General features: G+C 60.6%; 11 protein-coding genes and 1 pseudogene. 5 read left to right on the forward strand and 7 right to left on the reverse strand.

Annotated features, from left to right (window positions below; all coding sequences use genetic code 11):
- Window positions 1-57 precede the first annotated feature (57 nt).
- The 4 genes and pseudogenes from HDC30_RS29560 to HDC30_RS15190 form a co-directional block, all read left to right on the forward strand.
- Window positions 58-1,080 (forward strand): annotated as a pseudogene (locus HDC30_RS29560) (sensor histidine kinase); the annotation flags it as partial.
- A gap of 93 nt (window positions 1,081-1,173) precedes the next feature.
- On the forward strand, window positions 1,174-1,938 hold the full coding sequence (locus HDC30_RS29565) for a methyl-accepting chemotaxis protein (protein WP_371260421.1): 765 nt from the start codon (window positions 1,174-1,176) through the stop codon (window positions 1,936-1,938).
- A 204-nt stretch (window positions 1,939-2,142) separates the two neighbouring features.
- Window positions 2,143-2,415 carry a type II toxin-antitoxin system Phd/YefM family antitoxin gene (locus tag HDC30_RS15185; RefSeq protein ID WP_183783826.1) on the forward strand — a complete coding sequence of 91 codons (273 nt, stop codon included), beginning with the start codon at window positions 2,143-2,145 and terminating at the stop codon, window positions 2,413-2,415.
- The gene (locus HDC30_RS15190) at window positions 2,412-2,744 is read left to right on the forward strand and encodes a type II toxin-antitoxin system RelE/ParE family toxin (protein ID WP_027611274.1); all 333 of its coding nucleotides are present in this window, start codon (window positions 2,412-2,414) and stop codon (window positions 2,742-2,744) included. The genes HDC30_RS15185 and HDC30_RS15190 overlap by 4 nt, the downstream gene beginning before the upstream one ends.
- 1 nt (window position 2,745) lies before the next feature.
- Here the strand turns inward: HDC30_RS15190 and HDC30_RS15195 are convergent, their stop codons facing one another.
- The 5 genes from HDC30_RS15195 to HDC30_RS15215 all read right to left on the reverse strand — a co-directional run bounded on the left by HDC30_RS15195 (window position 2,746) and on the right by HDC30_RS15215 (window position 12,364).
- Window positions 2,746-3,348, reverse strand: a complete 603-nt coding sequence (locus tag HDC30_RS15195; RefSeq protein WP_150369471.1) for a DUF924 family protein — start codon at window positions 3,346-3,348, stop codon at window positions 2,746-2,748.
- 3 nt (window positions 3,349-3,351) lie between these two features.
- Window positions 3,352-4,362 (reverse strand): class 1 fructose-bisphosphatase, encoded by a 1,011-nt coding sequence (locus HDC30_RS15200; RefSeq protein WP_183783828.1) that lies wholly within the window; start codon window positions 4,360-4,362, stop codon window positions 3,352-3,354.
- Between the two features lie 340 nt (window positions 4,363-4,702).
- On the reverse strand, window positions 4,703-6,067 hold the full coding sequence (locus HDC30_RS15205) for a DUF3999 domain-containing protein (RefSeq protein ID WP_183783830.1): 1,365 nt from the start codon (window positions 6,065-6,067) through the stop codon (window positions 4,703-4,705).
- Entirely contained in the window at window positions 6,064-9,660 is a 3,597-nt protein-coding gene (locus tag HDC30_RS15210) for a DUF2339 domain-containing protein (protein ID WP_183783832.1), read from the reverse strand. The genes HDC30_RS15205 and HDC30_RS15210 overlap by 4 nt, the downstream gene beginning before the upstream one ends.
- 253 nt (window positions 9,661-9,913) lie before the next feature.
- Window positions 9,914-12,364, reverse strand: a complete 2,451-nt coding sequence (locus HDC30_RS15215) for a glycogen/starch/alpha-glucan phosphorylase (protein WP_183783834.1) — start codon at window positions 12,362-12,364, stop codon at window positions 9,914-9,916.
- A 257-nt stretch (window positions 12,365-12,621) separates the two neighbouring features.
- Between HDC30_RS15215 and HDC30_RS15220 the strand changes: the two genes are divergently transcribed.
- Window positions 12,622-13,059 carry a YkgJ family cysteine cluster protein gene (locus tag HDC30_RS15220; protein WP_183783837.1) on the forward strand — a complete coding sequence of 146 codons (438 nt, stop codon included), beginning with the start codon at window positions 12,622-12,624 and terminating at the stop codon, window positions 13,057-13,059.
- Window positions 13,060-13,249: 190 nt separating this feature from the next.
- Here HDC30_RS15220 and typA read toward each other — a convergent pair whose 3' ends face one another.
- A complete protein-coding gene (gene typA / locus HDC30_RS15225; RefSeq protein ID WP_007961739.1) occupies window positions 13,250-15,070 on the reverse strand; it encodes a translational GTPase TypA in 1,821 nt (606 codons plus the stop codon).
- Between the two features lie 139 nt (window positions 15,071-15,209).
- Window positions 15,210-16,664: a tRNA uracil 4-sulfurtransferase ThiI gene (gene thiI / locus HDC30_RS15230; protein WP_047600876.1), complete on the reverse strand. Its 1,455-nt coding sequence runs from the start codon at window positions 16,662-16,664 to the stop codon at window positions 15,210-15,212.
- Between the last annotated feature and the right edge of the window lie 162 nt (window positions 16,665-16,826).

Consider the following 16,826-nt stretch of genomic DNA (forward strand, 5'->3'; position numbering starts at 1 on the left):
AATTGCCGCCCTTTCTCGACCAGCCCCTTCGCGGTAGTTCATTCGATGACCAGAAACATGAAATTCAGCCACAAGATCTTGTTGGCTGCCGCCCTCGTGGTGGCCGTTGCGTTCGCCTGTTTCATTTTGTTCAACGACTATCGACAACGCGAAGCCCTGAACAGCAGTACCGAAGCCTCGATGCAGGAACTGGGCAGCCTGACCACCAGCAACATCCAGACCTGGCTGGAAAGCCGCATCCAGTTGCTGCAATCGCTGTCGCAGCAGGTCGCCGCCGACGGCAGCGCCCCGGCCAGCCTCAAGCGCATCATCGACCTGCCCGCCTACACCGGCAATTTCCAGCTCAGCTACTTCGGCGGCGCTGACGGTGTGATGTTCTCGGTACCCGCCGGCAATCGCGCGCCGGACTACGACCCGCGCGCCCGAGGCTGGTACAAGGCAGCCAACAGCGCCCAACAGACCATCGTCACCGAACCCTACATCGCCGCCTCGTCGGGCAAACTGGTGATCACCGTCGCCACCCCGGTGCAGCGTCAGGGTCAGATGATCGGTGTGGCCGGCGCGGACATCGACCTGACCAGCGTCAGCGCGATCATCAACTCGCTCAACTTTGGTGGCCACGGCCATGCGTTCATCGTCAGCGCCGATGGCAAGATTCTGATTCACCCGGACAGCAAACTGGTTCTGAAAACCCTCGCCGAGGCTTATCCAAACGGCGCACCGAAAGTCAGCCCGGGCCTGAAAGAAGTCGAATTCGACGGCAAGACTCAACTGATCTCCTTCACCCGCGTTAACGGCGTGCCATCGGCCGACTGGTACGTGGCGCTGGTGCTGGACAAAGACACCGCGTTCTCGATGCTCAGCGAATTCCGCACCTCGGCGCTGATCGCCATGGTGATCGCGGTGGTGATCATCATCGCCCTGCTCGGCATGCTGATCCGAGTGCTGATGCAGCCACTGCTGACCATGGGTCGCGCCATGCATGACATCGCCGAAGGCGAAGGCGACCTGACCAAGCGCTTGGTGATCCACGGCCACGACGAGTTCGGCGCGCTGGGCCTGTCGTTCAACCGCTTCGTCGAGCGTATTCACACCTCGATCCGCGAAGTGTCCTCGGCCACCGGCCAGGTCAACGAAGTCGCCCTGCGCGTGGTTGCCGCATCGAACTCGTCGATGTACAACTCCGACCAGCAGGCCAGCCGCACCAACAGCGTGGCCGCGGCGATCAACCAGCTCGGTGCCGCCGCTCAGGAAATCGCTCAGAACGCCGCCCTTGCTTCGCAGCACTCCAGCGATGCGCGCAGCCTGGCGGTCGACGGCCAGCAGGTTGTGGATAAAACCATCCACGCGATGCAGCAGTTGTCGGCAAAAATCAGCGACTCCTGCGGCAACATCGAAACCCTCAACAGCAACACGGTGAACATCGGGCAGATTCTGGAAGTGATCACCAGCATCTCGCAGCAGACCAACCTGCTGGCGCTAAACGCTGCCATCGAAGCGGCCCGCGCCGGTGAGGCTGGCCGTGGTTTCGCCGTGGTCGCTGACGAGGTGCGCAACCTCGCCCACCGCACCCAGGATTCGGCGCAGCAAGTGCAGAAGATGATCGAAGAACTGCAAGTCGGCGCGCGTCAGGCCGTGAGCATCATGACCGAGAGCCAGCGCGAGAGCGAAAGCAGCGTCGGCATCGCCAACCAGGCCGGCGAACGTCTGGGCAGCGTGACCCAGCGCATCGGCGAGATCGACGGGATGAACCAGTCGGTGGCTACCGCGACCGAAGAGCAGACCGCCGTGGTCGAGTCGATCAACGTCGACATCAACGAGATCAACACGCTGAACCAGGAAGGTGTCGAGAACCTGCAGGCAACCTTGCGCGCTTGTTCGGATCTGGAGCAGCAGGCGGCGCGGTTGAAGCAGCTGGTAGGCAGCTTCAGGATCTAAGGCGCGGCCACTGGCGTCTTCGCGAGCAAGCCCGCTCCCACAGGTTTTTGTGAACGACACAGATCCCCTTTGGGAGGCAGCCTGCTGGCGATGACGGCGTTAGCGACGATTGAATTTTGAGTTGAAATACGCTGGTCAGCTCGCAATGACGCTGGACTGAATTAAGACTAAACTCAGTCCTGTTCAATTTGGCGAGACTCAACCATGAAGCTTTCATCGCAAATCAAACCGATCAGCTACCTCAAAAGTCATACAGCGGAGATCGTCAAGTCGATCACTGAAAGCCGTGAGCCATTGGTCATCACCCAAAATGGTGAAGCCAAGCTAGTGGTTATGGATGTGAAAAGCTTTGAAGAGCAAGAAGACACGATGGCCTTGCTGAAACTGTTGGCGATGGGTAATCGGGAGATCGAGGAAGGCAAGTTCAGTGCTGCTGAAGATGTCTTTGCCGAACTGGATAAGGCCGATCATCAATGAGTTTGAAGGTCGTTATTCTTCAGTCCGCACAAACAGATCTCAAAGAACTCCGTACCTACCTCGTCAGACAGTTTTCAACCCATATTTGGCAAAGCACTTATGCCGATTTAAAGACTGCGATTCTTGGTCTCGCAGATCTGCCTTACTCAGGACCGGTTCCCGAAGAAATCGAGAAGCTCAATCTCGGCCAATATCGCCAGATTGTTTTGGGAATGAACCGGATTATTTATGAGGTGCGGGAAAAAACAGTTTTCATCCATATCATTGTCGATACGCGAAAAAGCCTGCCGACGCTGTTGATGAAACGCCTTCTACGACGCAACCCTTGATTTAGAACCGTGACCCAGGCTGACTGAGAAACGCCAACTCCTCCGCCGTAGACTCCCGCCCCAACACCGCATTGCGATGCGGAAACCGTCCAAACCGTGCAATCACTTTACGATGCCGCTCGGCATAGTCCAGATTGTCGGCAAACACCGTCCGCTCGGCTTCCGGCTGTTCAGCTACCAGATCGATAAAACGCGAAACGGCTTCGTTCTGCACCGCGAGGTTTTCGCAGTGTTCGAACACCAGATAAATGAATACCCGCTGAATCGGCTTCAGTTGCCGGTCGAAGTCCGCTGCAATGCCTTGGGCGACGAGTTTTTGCGCGCGCAGATCACCGGAAAAAGCTTTGGGAGAGTCGCGAAAAATCATTCGCGGCAGTTGATCGAGCAGCAGTACCATGGCCAGCCAGCCTTCGGGACGTTGCGTCCACTCGGTCAGTTCCCCAGCCAGAGCCTGATCGACAAAGACCCCGAAACGCTCACGCGCTTCGAGGTCCTGGCTGTCTTTCTTGCCGAACCACAACTTGCCCTTGTCAGCCGATATCTCGTCCGGTGATTCGGCGTGTCCGAACCACCAATCGAGCAACGGCTGCCAGGGTGCGGTCATGGCTTATTCCTTGTGGTAAGCCGTGGCGCGGGCGACTTCTTCTTTCGAGCCGAGGAACACCGCTACGCGCTGGTGCAGGCCTTCCGGCTGAATGTCGAGGATGCGTTGGTGACCGTCGGTGGACGCGCCGCCGGCCTGTTCCACCAGGAACGACATCGGGTTGGCTTCGTACATCAGACGCAGTTTGCCGGGCTTGGATGGCTCACGGCTGTCGCGTGGGTACATGAACAGACCGCCACGGGTCAGGATGCGGTGCACGTCGGCCACCATCGCCGCGACCCAGCGCATGTTGTAGTTCTTCTTCAGCGGGCCTTCTTCGCCGGCCAGCAGTTCGCTGACGTAGCGTTGTACCGGGGCTTCCCAGTGGCGCTGGTTGGACATGTTGATCGCGAATTCCTGGGTGGTTTCAGGAATGGTGATGTCTTCGTGGGTCAGTACGAAGCTGCCCATTTCGCGGTCCAGGGTGAAGCCTTTGACGCCGTCGCCCAGAGTCAGCACCAGCATGGTCTGCGGGCCGTAGATCGCGTAACCGGCGGCAACCTGCTGGGTGCCTGCCTGCAGGAAGGCTTTTTCGTTCAGCGGCTCGTTCTGGCTCAGGTATTCGTTCGGGCAACGCAGTACCGAGAAGATGGTGCCGACCGGAGCGTTGATGTCGATGTTCGACGAGCCGTCCAGTGGGTCGAATACCAGCAGGTAGGCGCCTTTCGGGTATTTGCCCGGGATCTGGTAGGCATTGTCCATTTCTTCGGACGCCATGCCGGCCAGGTGACCGCCCCATTCGTTGGCTTCGAGCAGGATCTCGTTCGACAGCACGTCGAGCTTCTTCTGCACTTCGCCTTGGACGTTTTCAGTGCCCATGCTGCCCAGAACACCACCCAGGGCGCCTTTGGACACGGCGTGGCTGATCTCTTTGCAGGCACGCGCCACCACTTCGATCAGGAAGCGCAGATCGGCAGGAGTGTTATTGCTGCGGGTCTGCTCAATCAAATAGCGACTCAGGGTAACGCGGGACATGGACGGCTCCGGTGGAATGGGGGGCTAAAAACCCGCGCAGTTTACAGGGAGTCTGAAAACGTAGCGAGCGATGACGCCCGGTAACGTGCATTGGGCCGCAATTGCTTGTATCAGACGTGATCGGGTCGAGAGAGTTCAGGTACCGGATTGAGCGTAGTCCGGTTCGGGACGGGTGGTGGTGGGGTTGATAGCGGCAGTTTGAGGATTTTTGTTGATTGATCGGCCGTCATTGCTGGCAAGCCAGCTCCCACAAGGACTTCGGTCGTTCATCTGTTTTGTGTCCACCAAATAACCTGTGGGAGCTGGCTTGCCAGCGAATGGCGCGCAGCGCCAGCCATTCTCAGGAATTGGTCGGCGGCTTGCGCAACAGGCTCGCCGCCATCGCCCCGAGGAACATCACACTCACCAGCAACACCGCCCACAGGCCGATTTTCTTCCAGTTGGTCTCGGCTACTGCCGCCGTAGTCGCCGGCGCAGCCTGAGTGGCAACCACCTCACCCTGCACCGAGGCCTTGCCCAGCGCCGCGAGTTTTTCCGCTTTGAAATCCGGAATCAGCGTGCTCAGTGGCAGGTTCGCGGTTTTCACCGTCGGATTGCCCAGCGCCAGGCTGTAAGGCCCGTCACCCCGTGCGAGGAAAATCACCTGCGTCGCCCGCACCGCGTATTTCAGGCTCGGTGCCTGCTCGCCCAGACCACCGCCACGCTCATCCACGCTCAATTTCAGTTGCTGCACAGTCTGCCCGTACAACTGCAATTCGTTCTGCACCACGTCCTGACCATTCTGAGTCAGGCGATACAGCAAACCGTTGCTCAGTGTCTGCCACGGCAGGCTGCTTTCGCGGCGACCGGCGAGAGTGACCGGCGCCAGACTGTTCGGCTGTTTCAGCTCGACCTGCACCCGCTCGACATTCAGCCCCATCGGCAACTGCCAGGTGTACTCGCCGGACTTGGTGCTGCTACCCGCCAGCGCTTGCGACCAGACCAACGGCAGCGGCACGTTGCGTGGATCGCTGCTTTTCAGTTGCGCCGACGTGAGGATGGGCGCCGAGGTTGGCGCATCCCACAGCAGACGCAGATAGCGCGCCGATTGCCCCGGCAGCGCCACCTCATGCTGCTCGATGCGCTCGTCGGAAAAGGTCAGCCGCGCGACCTGCCCCTCGCCCCACGCCTGCCAGTGCTGCAAGTCATCACTGGCCTCGATGCTGAAACGCTGGAAGCCGTCGCGCTCGCTGGTCCAGTCGAGGATCAACTGCTGCAGCGGCGCCTTGATTGCACTGGCATCGAGCAGCCAGCCACGCAGCACTTCTTCGCCGGCCTCCAGCTGAGTCGACGGCTGCACTTCAACCAATGTGCCGGTGGTGGTCGATTGCACGCGTACGTTCGGCGCTCGCTCGCTGGCGTCGGCGGCGTTGTACAAGGGGAACCACTTCACCTCATGCAACTGACCGTCGTCGCGGGTCTGCGCCGATTCCCGGGCCAGGGCATAGGCCTGCGGTTCGCCGGCGGCGTTGAATACGCGCAGGTCGCTGAGATCGGTCTGGCGGGCCTGCAATTGTGCGCTCAGCGGCAGGTCGAGGCGATACCACGGGCCGTTGCCGCTCACCGTCAGCGGCACCTGCGTGGCGAAGTCCGCCGGTTTTTCCTGGGCGCCGGCAACCATCACCACGCCCAACGCCAACCACCCCAGATTCAGCATGCGACTCAAGATGAAACTCCTTCGGTATCCGGCACGGGTTTGTCCGCCACCGGTTCGGCTTCGACACGTTTCGGTGGCAGCGGTGCGAAATAGCCCACCACCAGCAGCAACACGCCGACGCCGATAAACGAGACGATCCGGGCCAGTCCGCCACGGTTGCTCAATTCGACAAAAATCAGTTTGGCCACCACCAGCGCAATCAACGCCGCGCCGATCAGCCACACTTCGCGCCGGTGACGCAGGTGTCCGCCGATCATCAGCCCCAACGCCATCAAGGTCCAGACGATGGACAACCCGGCCTGCACCAGCATCGATTCGAGCAGCAGATCCAGCTCGAACGGAATACCCGCCCAATGGTGCGCAGCGCGGGTCACCAGCGCGGTACAGAAGGCGAACAGCGAAACCCCGGCGACCAGTTGCGTGGCGTACTCGGCGTAATCCTTGCGCAGGGCAAACTGCATCACCGCATGGCGCGACCACACGTACACCCCGAACAGGGCGAACAGCAGGCCCAATTCCAGCGGGTTGATCAGCGGCACGTACGGCAGCGGTTCGGCATTGCCGTCGCTGAAGCCGTTGGCCAGCCAGAACCACGCCAGCATCAGCACTGCCAGCGGCGCGGCGGCATACAAACGATATTCCCGCGGGAACGCTGCCACCGGCCACGGCCAGTTGCGCGCAGCCGCGGCCAGCAACAGATACAGGCTCGGCAGGATTGCCCAGCCCAGCCAGCGCCACGCGTTGTATTGCTCGGACAACAGCAGCAAGCCGTAGCGCAGCTCCAGCGCCAGTACGCCGATCAGCAGCCAGCAACCCAGCACGTGCGCCGTGCTCAAGGCGCGTGCCGGTAGCATCGGCGCCAGACGCCGCAGGCTGAAGAAATGCACGGCGAACACCAATACCCACGCCAGCCAACCGAAATTCGCCGCTGGGTGATAACGCGCATGCCACGCCGCCAGCAGCACCAGCCCCGCCGCCGGGATCAGCAAGGTGCAGAGCAGGCCCAGCGCCGGCCATTTCAGGCGCAGCGCCAACAATGTCCACAGCGCCACACTCAGCGCGGCAATCAGCAGCAACAGCGTCGCCTGCAGATTCAGCGGCGCAAAACGCAGCACCTCACTGACCCACGCCAACGCCCACCAACCGGCGCCCCACACCAGCAGCACTTCGGACAGGCGTTGCAAACTCAGCGCATCGAAGGCCGAGGCGTGATTGCCCAGTTGCAGACGCCAGGCACCGACCAGCGCGGCCAGCCCCAGTACCAGCGGCGTCCAGAAGCCGCCATGGGCCAACGGCCGCAGACCTTCGCTGGACAGCGGCCCGAGCAACTCGGGGCCGGCCAACAAGAACGCCGCGCCACCGACCAACTGCAACAACAGGCCGAAAACAAAACTCACGCGCTGCTTGAGGTACAGGCTCAGCCAGATGATCAGCAAGCCGCTCGCCGCCCATACCGCACTCGCGGTTTGCCACGGCAGCACGAACAGCACCGCCAGATTGATCAGCACCAACCCCGCCAGCAACACCACCGACAACCCGCGCAGCAGCCGCACATCACCGCGCACCATCTCGTCGCGCGCCGCCAGCAACATCCCGGCGATCAACGCCAGACCGATCAGCGATGCGCTGAGCAACCCGCTCCACCCGGCGCTGAACACCGCCGCCGAATCCTCGCCTGCGCCTTGCAGCCGAAGCAGGAACAACGCACCACCCAGCAACTGCATGGCGAACGCGCTGAACAGGAACGTACGCGATTGCAGGCGCAGGCCGACAAACAAGGTCACCAATCCGGCCAAGGCCCAACTGATCGCTGTCGCCTGAACGAAGAAAAACAACGGCGCCAGCAAATACAGGAAGGTCAGGCCCAGCGCCGCCAGCACCGGCAAACCCTGACGCTCCCACAGCGAAGTCTGCTCCGCCGAGGCTTTGCGCAATTGATAGAAACTGAACAGCAGCGCGAGGCCGAGCATCAACGCCCCCAGCGGTGCGCCGTCGAGCAGGCTGCTTTCGCCGACCCGCAACTGACTGAGGAACGCCAGCGCCGAACCCAGTTGCAACAACAGGGCAAACGCTCGGGCGAACGGCCGCTGCTGACGCAAACCGAGCCAGAAAATCCCCGCGCCCTCCACTGCCCACGCCGCCGAAGTCCAGCGCGCATCGAGGCCCAGCGGAATCGCCAGGCTGGCGAAAATCACCCCCAGTGCCAGACAGGTTTCACCGAGCAACAAGGCGCGGCCGCCCATCAACACCCGGGCCAGGCCCATGTAGATCACACCCAGTGCGAGTGCGCTGAACGCGGCGGCGAACTCCAGGTGCTGCACCAGCGCAAACTGCAAGCCGAAGCCCACGATCGGCGGGCCAAACAGCATCGTGCCGTCGACGTAATCGCCCTTGCGCGCCGACCAGTGCAGCAGCGCCTCGCGATCACCGTCTGCCGGCGCATCGGACATGTCGAGCAACTTGCGCCGGGCGAACAGCAGACCGATGCCCAGATACATCAGGAAGAACAGAATCAGGAACGGCTCGGTGCTCCACAGCAGCTCGGGCGCATAGGAGCGCAGGCCCCAGGCGAAGCCGATACCGAACGTGCCGACGAACCCGATCAGGTTAAGCAGGCGCCAGGCCTTGAACCAAGCAATGGTGAGAATGCCGGCATTGAGCAACGCGAAATAGCTGAACAGCGCGACGTGGTTGCCGGCCCCGGTCGAGGTCAGGATCGGCGCGGCGAAACCGCCCAATGCTGCAGCCGCCGCCAGCCCCAGCGCATCCTGAGTGATGGCGAGAATCGCCGAGAACACCGTGACCGCGACCAGCAACCCCAGCGCGGCGGACGGATCGAGCAACGGATGCAGACGCATCGCCGCAAACACCGTCAGGTACAGCACCGCGATCCCGGTGCCCTGCAGAATCAGCGCATAACTGCTGTTGCGTTTGCGTAGCCACCAGCCCAGCGCCAACAGGGCCAAGGCCGCTGCAGCGACGCCGGCGTAACGCAATTCGATCGGCACAACCATGCCTTCGGTGGCGTAGCGCAACAAAAAGGCCAGACCGAAGAACAACAGCACCACGCCGACCCGCAGCACGGTGTTGCCGCCGAACAGCCAGTTGCGAGCAGCATTGATGCCACGCTCGATCAGGTTCGGGCCACGGGGTTCGGCAGGCTGTGCCGGCGCTGCTGGCTCGTCGGTAACAGCATCCAGACGCCAGACATCCGCCGGCAGCGGCTGACTGGTTTCGCTGGCAACAGCAGAGATCGGTTCGAGTTCGGGTGGCAGTTCCCAGACCAGATCCGGCGTGTGGGAAGATGATTGTTCGGCGACGATGATCGGCTCAACGATGGCGTCCGGCATCGGCGCCACGCTCGGCGGTGTGGTGCGCACGCTGGCACCTTCAAGCAGAAACAGACGCTGCTCGACGGCTTGCAGGGCGACCTTGGCCTGCTCCAGTTGGCGCCGTTGTTCGGAGGCCTGCGAGCCAAGCCGGGCAAGGCGCAGCGTTTGCCCGATCGCCAGCCCGAGCAGTGCACCAAGCAGCGCGGCACTGAACGACTCATCGAGCAGCCAGCCGAGCAGCAGCCCGATCAACATGAACATCCATTGCATGGTCGATATCCCTAAGCAGCCCCAAGGCGGGGCGAGTCCGGCGATTGCTTCAGTCTAGGCACAACCCTGTGGGAGCGAGCCTGCTCGCGAAAGCGGTTTGTCAGCCAACATTTCTGTTTAACGTGACAACCGCTTCGCGAGCAGGCTCGCTCCCACATTGGATTGGTGGTGACTGGCGCTGCCGGTAACCGGCGCTCAGTATATCGATCCGACCCAACAATCGTTGGGCCTTACGCACATTTGTTGCAGAAAATCACTCCAGTGCCTTCCAGATATCCGTGGCGTACTCGCGAATCGTCCGGTCGGACGAGAACCAGCCCATCCGCGCCGTGTTGAGCACCGCCGAACGCCACCAGTTGTTGGCGTCGTGCCAGTGCGCATCGACGCGTTTTTGCGCTTCCCAATAGGAATCGAAGTCAGCGCAGACCAGGAAGCGATCGTAGTCCACCAGCGAATCGATCAGCCCGGTGTAGCGCGACGTGTCATCCGGCGAGAACACACCACTGCGGATCGCTTGCAGCACGTCGCTCAAACGATGCGACGCGGCGATGTCCGGTGCAGCGCTGAACTCGTGGTTCTGCTTGCGCGCTTCAACCTGCTGCGCGCTGAGGCCGAAGATGAACATGTGCTCGGCGCCGATGCGCTCGCACATTTCCACGTTGGCACCGTCGAGGGTGCCGATGGTCAGCGCACCGTTGAGGCCGAACTTCATGTTACTGGTGCCCGAGGCTTCGAACCCGGCCGTGGAAATCTGCTCGGACAAGTCCGCCGCAGGAATGATGCTTTCCGCCAAGCTGACGTTGTAGTTGGGCAGGAACACCACTTTCAGCAAACCACGCACTGTCGGGTCGTTGTTCACTACCCGGGCGATGTCGTTGGTCAGCTTGATGATCAGTTTGGCCTGGTGATAACTGGCCGCCGCTTTACCGGCGAAGATTTTCACCCGGGGTACCCAGTCGACTTCCGGCTCGGCACGAATTGCCTGATACAGCGCCACGGTGTGCATCAGGTTGAGCAACTGGCGCTTGTATTCGTGGATCCGTTTGACCTGCACGTCGAACATCGCCGCCGGATTGACCGCGATCCCCAGCCGCTCGTGAATCAGATAGGCCAAGGCCTTTTTGCTGTGCAGGCGCTGTTCGGCGAAGGCTTTGCGGAAGGCGGGTTTCTCGGCGAACGGTTCGAGGTCGAGCAGGCGTTCTTCCGGGTTATCCAGCACTTCCGGACCGAGGGAGTCGACCAGCATCGAGGTCAGTTCGGAGTTGGCCTGGAACAGCCAGCGGCGGAAGGTGATGCCGTTGGTTTTGTTGTTGATCCGCTCCGGGTAGAGCTTGTGCAATTCAGCGAACACGGTCTTGCGCATCAACTGCGTGTGCAGCCCGGACACGCCGTTGACGCTGTGCGAACCGAGGAACGCGAGGTTGCCCATGCGCACTCGGCGACCGTTGTCTTCCTCGATCAGCGACACCGCGCGCAGCACGTCGAAATCGTGAATGCCTTTGGCGCGCAGCGAGTCGATGTGCTGGGCGTTGATCAGATAAATGATCTGCATGTGCCGCGGCAGCATGCGTTCCATCAGGCCGACCGGCCAGGTTTCCAGCGCTTCGGGCAACAGCGTGTGGTTGGTGTACGACAGGGTGTCGACGGTGACTTGCCACGCCGCATCCCAGGCCACGTCGTAGACGTCGACCAGTTGCCGCATCAATTCAGCAACGGCAATCGAAGGGTGGGTGTCGTTGAGCTGGATCGCCGCGTGATCGCCCAGGGTCAGCACCGAGGTATGCATGTTGCGATGACGACGCAGCAGATCCTGCAAGGAAGCGGCGACGAAGAAGTATTCCTGGCGCAGGCGCAGTTCCTGCCCGGCCTCAGTGCTGTCGGCCGGATAAAGCACGCGGGAAATACTTTCAGCGCGGGCGACTTCGGCGACGGCACCCAAGTGGTCACCGGCGTTGAAACGCTCCAGGTGCAGATCTTCCATGGCGCGTGCACGCCACAGCCGCAGGGTGTTGACGCTCGCCCCGCGCCAGCCGACCACTGGCGTGTCATAGGCAATCGCGCGCACGGTTTCCGCAGGCGACCAGACCTGTTTGGTCTTGCCGCTGGCATCGGTGACGGTTTCGACGCTGCCGCCGAAGCCGATCGAGTACACCACTTCCGGACGTTCGAACTCCCACGGGTTGCCGAAGTCCAGCCAGTGCTCGGTCTGCTCCTGCTGCCAACCATCGACGATGGCCTGGCGGAACAGACCGTGTTCGTAGCGAATGCCGTAGCCGTGCCCGGCAATGCCGAGGGTCGACATGCTTTCCATGAAGCACGCCGCCAGACGGCCGAGGCCACCGTTGCCGAGTGCCGCGTCGGGTTCCAGCAGGCGGATGCGTTCGAGATCGACGCCCAGCTCGGTCAGCGCTTCACGGGCGACGTCGAGCAGGCCGAGATTGCTCAGGCTGTCGTAGAGCAAACGGCCGATGAGAAATTCCAGCGAGAGGTAATACACCCGCTTCTGGCCTTTGCGGTAGATCTGCCGGGTGTGGTCCATCCAGTGTTCGACCATGTGGTCGCGCGCCGCCAGGGCAATGGCTTCGAACCAGTCATGGTCGAAAGCGTGATCCGGGTCTTTACCCACTGCATAGGTGAGCTTGGTCAGGACGGCATCGCGGAATGCGGCCACCTCTGCTTCGCGAACTAGTGGTTCTTGAGTCATCGATAGGACCTCGAGCGAGCGGGGAATTGTCTGAGCCTAGACGGTCTGACCGACGGTAGAGGCGCAGGTTCTGCAGTTTTTCCGAAGTCGGTGAGATAGCCCGGCATTACCTTGGCGAGTGGGCTAATGAATGCAGGGGCCGTGCCGGACTGAATGACATTTGCGCGGCATTTGCAAAAATCTGGCGAAAGGTTGTTCAAAAATCCACCAGTCCCGGTATGATCGCGCGCCCTGATGCACACGCCTGGTAATTCCCGATGATGAAGCCCAACCTGATTGCCGCCGCCGAGATCGATCGTCTCGATACGTGGGCCAAATATTCGGCCCCGATGTGCGGCTCTTGTGTCTCCAGCTGCTGCACCCTGCCGGTCGAGGTCAAGATCAAGGACCTGGTACGCATCGGCGTGGTTGACGAGTTCGAACTGGGTGATCCGCCGAAGAACATCGCCAAGCGCCTGCAAAAGGAAGGGCTGGTCGAGCGCTTCAACCAGAAGTCGGGGATCTTCACCCTGCAGCGCATGAGCAACAACGATTGCTACTACCTGGATCGTAAGAGCCGCCTGTGCACCATTTATGACAAGCGCCCGGACACTTGCTGCAACCACCCGAAAATCGGCCCGCGGCCGGGGTATTGCGCGTACAAGCCGAAAGAAGTCGAGCGGGTGCAGAATTCGCGGTCGATCGAGAAGTTCTGACCTTTCCTGAAATGTGCGGCGGCTGATCCGCCGCCTTCGCGAGCAGGCTCGCTCCCACATTGGAATGCGTTCCCCTGTGGGAGCGAGCCTGCTCGCGAAGGGGCCGGCACAAACAACGCGTAAACCCCAGACAAACAAAAACGCCCCCGGTCTCGCGACCGGGGGCGTTTTTTTCAGCCTGGGCTAAATCTTATGCCTTGGCTTTCTTGGCAGCGCGGGTACGCTCGCTTTCGTCCAGGATCTTCTTGCGAAGACGGATGGACTTAGGCGTGACTTCGCACAGCTCGTCTTCCTGGATGTATTCCAGAGCCTGTTCCAGAGTGAAGCGAACAGGTGGTACCAGAGCGATGGTTTCGTCTTTACCCGAAGCACGCATGTTGTCGAGCTTCTTGCCTTTGGTAGGGTTCACACCCAGGTCGTTGTCGCGGCTGTTCTGACCAACGATCTGACCGTTGTAGATCTCCTGGCCGTGTTCTACGAACAGCTTGCCACGAGCCTGCAGGGTTTCCAGCGAGTAGGTCAGTGCCTTGCCGGTTTCAACCGAAACCAGAACGCCATTCTGACGGCCGGACATGTGGCCCGACTTCACTGGCGCGTAACGATCGAAGATCGAGGTCAGGATGCCAGCACCGTTGGTCAGGGTCAGGAACTGGTTACGGAAACCGATCAGACCGCGAGCAGGGATGTTGTATTCCAGACGAACACGGCCCTTGCCATCCGGCACCATGTTGCTCAGGTCGCCTTTACGCAGACCCATCTCTTCCATGACCTTGCCCTGCGATTCTTCAGGGATGTCGATGGTGACGTTTTCGAACGGTTCCTGCTTCACGCCGTCAACTTCACGGATGATCACTTCAGGACGGCCCAGGGCCAGCTCGAAGCCTTCGCGACGCATGGTTTCGATTAGTACCGAGAGGTGCAGCTCACCACGGCCGGAAACCTTGAACTTGTCAGCCGAGTCGCCTTCTTCAACGCGCAGTGCAACGTTGTACAGCAGCTCTTTGTCCAGACGATCCTTGATGTTACGGGAGGTCACGAACTTGCCTTCTTTACCGCAGAATGGCGAGTCGTTTACCTGGAAGGTCATGGAAACGGTTGGCTCGTCAACGGTCAGCGGCTTCATCGCCTCGACGGTGTTGATGTCGCACAGGGTGTCGGAGATGAACAGCTCGTCGAAGCCGCTGATGCAGACGATGTCGCCGGCTGCTGCTTCTTCAACGTCAATGCGGTGCAGACCGTGGTGACCCATCAGCTTCAGGATACGACCGTTGCGGCGCTTGCCGTCGGCGCTGATCGCGACAACCGGGGTGTTCGGCTTGACGCGACCACGAGCGATACGGCCAACACCGATAACACCCAGGAAGCTGTTGTAGTCCAGAGCGGAGATCTGCATCTGGAACGGACCGTCACGGTCAACGGCCGGAGGCGGAACGTGGTCGACAACTGCCTGGTACAGCGCAGTCATGTCTTCGCCCATGGCGGTGTGATCCAGACCGGCGATGCCGTTCAGGGCCGAAGCGTAAACAACCTGGAAGTCCAGTTGTTCTTCGGTAGCACCGAGGTTGTCGAACAGGTCGAAGATCTGGTCCAGAACCCAGTCCGGACGCGCGCCTGGACGGTCAACCTTGTTGATGACCACGATTGGACGCAGGCCGGCTTCGAACGCCTTCTTGGTCACGAAACGGGTTTGCGGCATAGGGCCGTCTTGAGCGTCAACCAGCAGCAGAACGGAGTCAACCATCGACATTACGCGTTCTACTTCGCCGCCGAAGTCGGCGTGGCCCGGGGTGTCCACGATGTTGATGTGGTAGCCGTTCCAGTTGATGGCGGTGTTTTTCGCCAGAATGGTAATACCGCGCTCTTTTTCCTGGTCGTTGGAGTCCATCACGCGCTCGTCGTTGAGCTCGTTGCGCTCCAGAGTGCCGGATTGACGCAGGAGTTTGTCTACCAGGGTGGTCTTACCATGGTCAACGTGGGCAATGATGGCGATGTTACGTAGATTTTCGATCACTTGTGTATCTCGATCAGAGGATTCGGTTTGCTGACAAGTCTTGGCAGCGATTAACAGTAGTGTCCGGCATGGCCGTTACAGCTTGACGGCGGTGTCGGGGGGCCGGTGACGCAGGCCACAGGCAAACAGCCCCGGGCACTTAGCTCGGTCGATAAACGCGCACATTGGCATGCCCCTCACTGAGCAAATGGTGAGCATGCAGGCGACTCATCACGCCTTTGTCGCAATACAGCAGGTACTGGCGAGTCGGATCCAGCTCCTTGAAACGAGCGTTCACTGCGTAGAACGGCATCGTCTGTACTTCTATGCCGGCAAGTTCCAGCGGGTCATCCTCGGCCGCATCCGGGTGACGGATGTCGATGACGATCTGACCGGCCAGCGCTTCGCCGACTTCTTCGATCTGCAAGTCCTGGCCCAATTCGTCGATCACTCGATCGATCGGCACCAGTTTGGCGTTTTCGAGCGCACGCTCGAGAACCGCCATGTCGAATTCTTTCTCTTCGTGCTCAACACGGTGGCGCTTGGCGGCAGTCTTCGGATTGACCGAGATGACCCCGCAGTACTCCGGCATGTGCCGGGCGAAATCGGCGGTGCCGATCTCGTTGGCCGTGTCGATGATGTCCTGCTTGTGCGCAACGATCAGTGGCCGCAGGACCAGTTTGTCGGTCACGCAGTCGATCACCGACAGGTTCGGCAGCGTCTGGCTCGATACCTGGGAGATCGCTTCGCCGGTGACCAGCGCATCGATGTGCAGCCGGTCGGCGATGGCCGACGATGCGCGCAACATCATACGCTTCAATACGACGCCCATATGACTGTTATCGACTTTGCCGAGAATTTCGCCCAACACTTCTTCGAACGGAACACTGACAAATAGCACGCGTTGCGAGCTGCCGTACTTCTTCCAGATGAAATGCGCGACTTCCATCACGCCCAATTCGTGGGCACGCCCGCCCAGATTGAAGAAGCAGAAATGCGCCATCAGGCCGCGGCGCATGATCTGGTACGCGGCAACCGTCGAGTCAAAGCCGCCGGACATCAGTACCAGCGTCTGCTCCAGGGCGCCGAGCGGGTAACCGCCGATGCCGTTGTGCTGGCTGTGGATGACAAACAACCGTTGGTCGCGAACTTCGATGCGAACTTCGATTTCCGGGTCTTTGAGGTCGATTCCGGCCGCCCCGCACTCGCGACGCAGCTTGCTGCCGACGTATTTTTCGACGTCCATCGAGCTGAACGGATGCTTGCCGGCGCGCTTGCAGCGCACCGAGAAAATCTTCCCGGCCAGCACATCGCCGTAGTGCTGTTTGCACTTCTCGGTGATGTCGTCGAAGTCGCCCAGCGGGTACTCGTCGATCTGCAGAAAGTGCGCGACACCCGGGGTGCAGACCAGGCGCTCACCCATCTCTTTCAAGGCTTTGGGGTCGGTAACGCGGGTTTCCAGCTCGAGATTGTCCCACACACCGTTCACCACCACGGCCGGGTCCAGATCGCGGAGCACGGCGCGGATGTTCTTGGCCAACTGGCGGATGAAACGCATCCGGACAGGGCGGCTTTTGATGGTGATCTCGGGGAAGACTTTTACGATTAGTTTCATGAAAACAGCGCGCGCAGGGCCAGCCGAAAAAGGGGGGCGCGGATTATAGCGGAAATTGCTCAAGGTTTAACCAGTTAATATGCAGAAGGTTTCACTTGCACCAAAACGGGTCATTTCTGATTTGAAGCGCTACATTAAGGGGCGAGATTTTCACCCTTATGG

It is taken from the genome of Pseudomonas sp. JAI115, from assembly GCF_014200835.1.
In the GTDB taxonomy this organism is placed as follows: Bacteria; Pseudomonadota; Gammaproteobacteria; order Pseudomonadales; family Pseudomonadaceae; genus Aquipseudomonas; species Aquipseudomonas putida_A.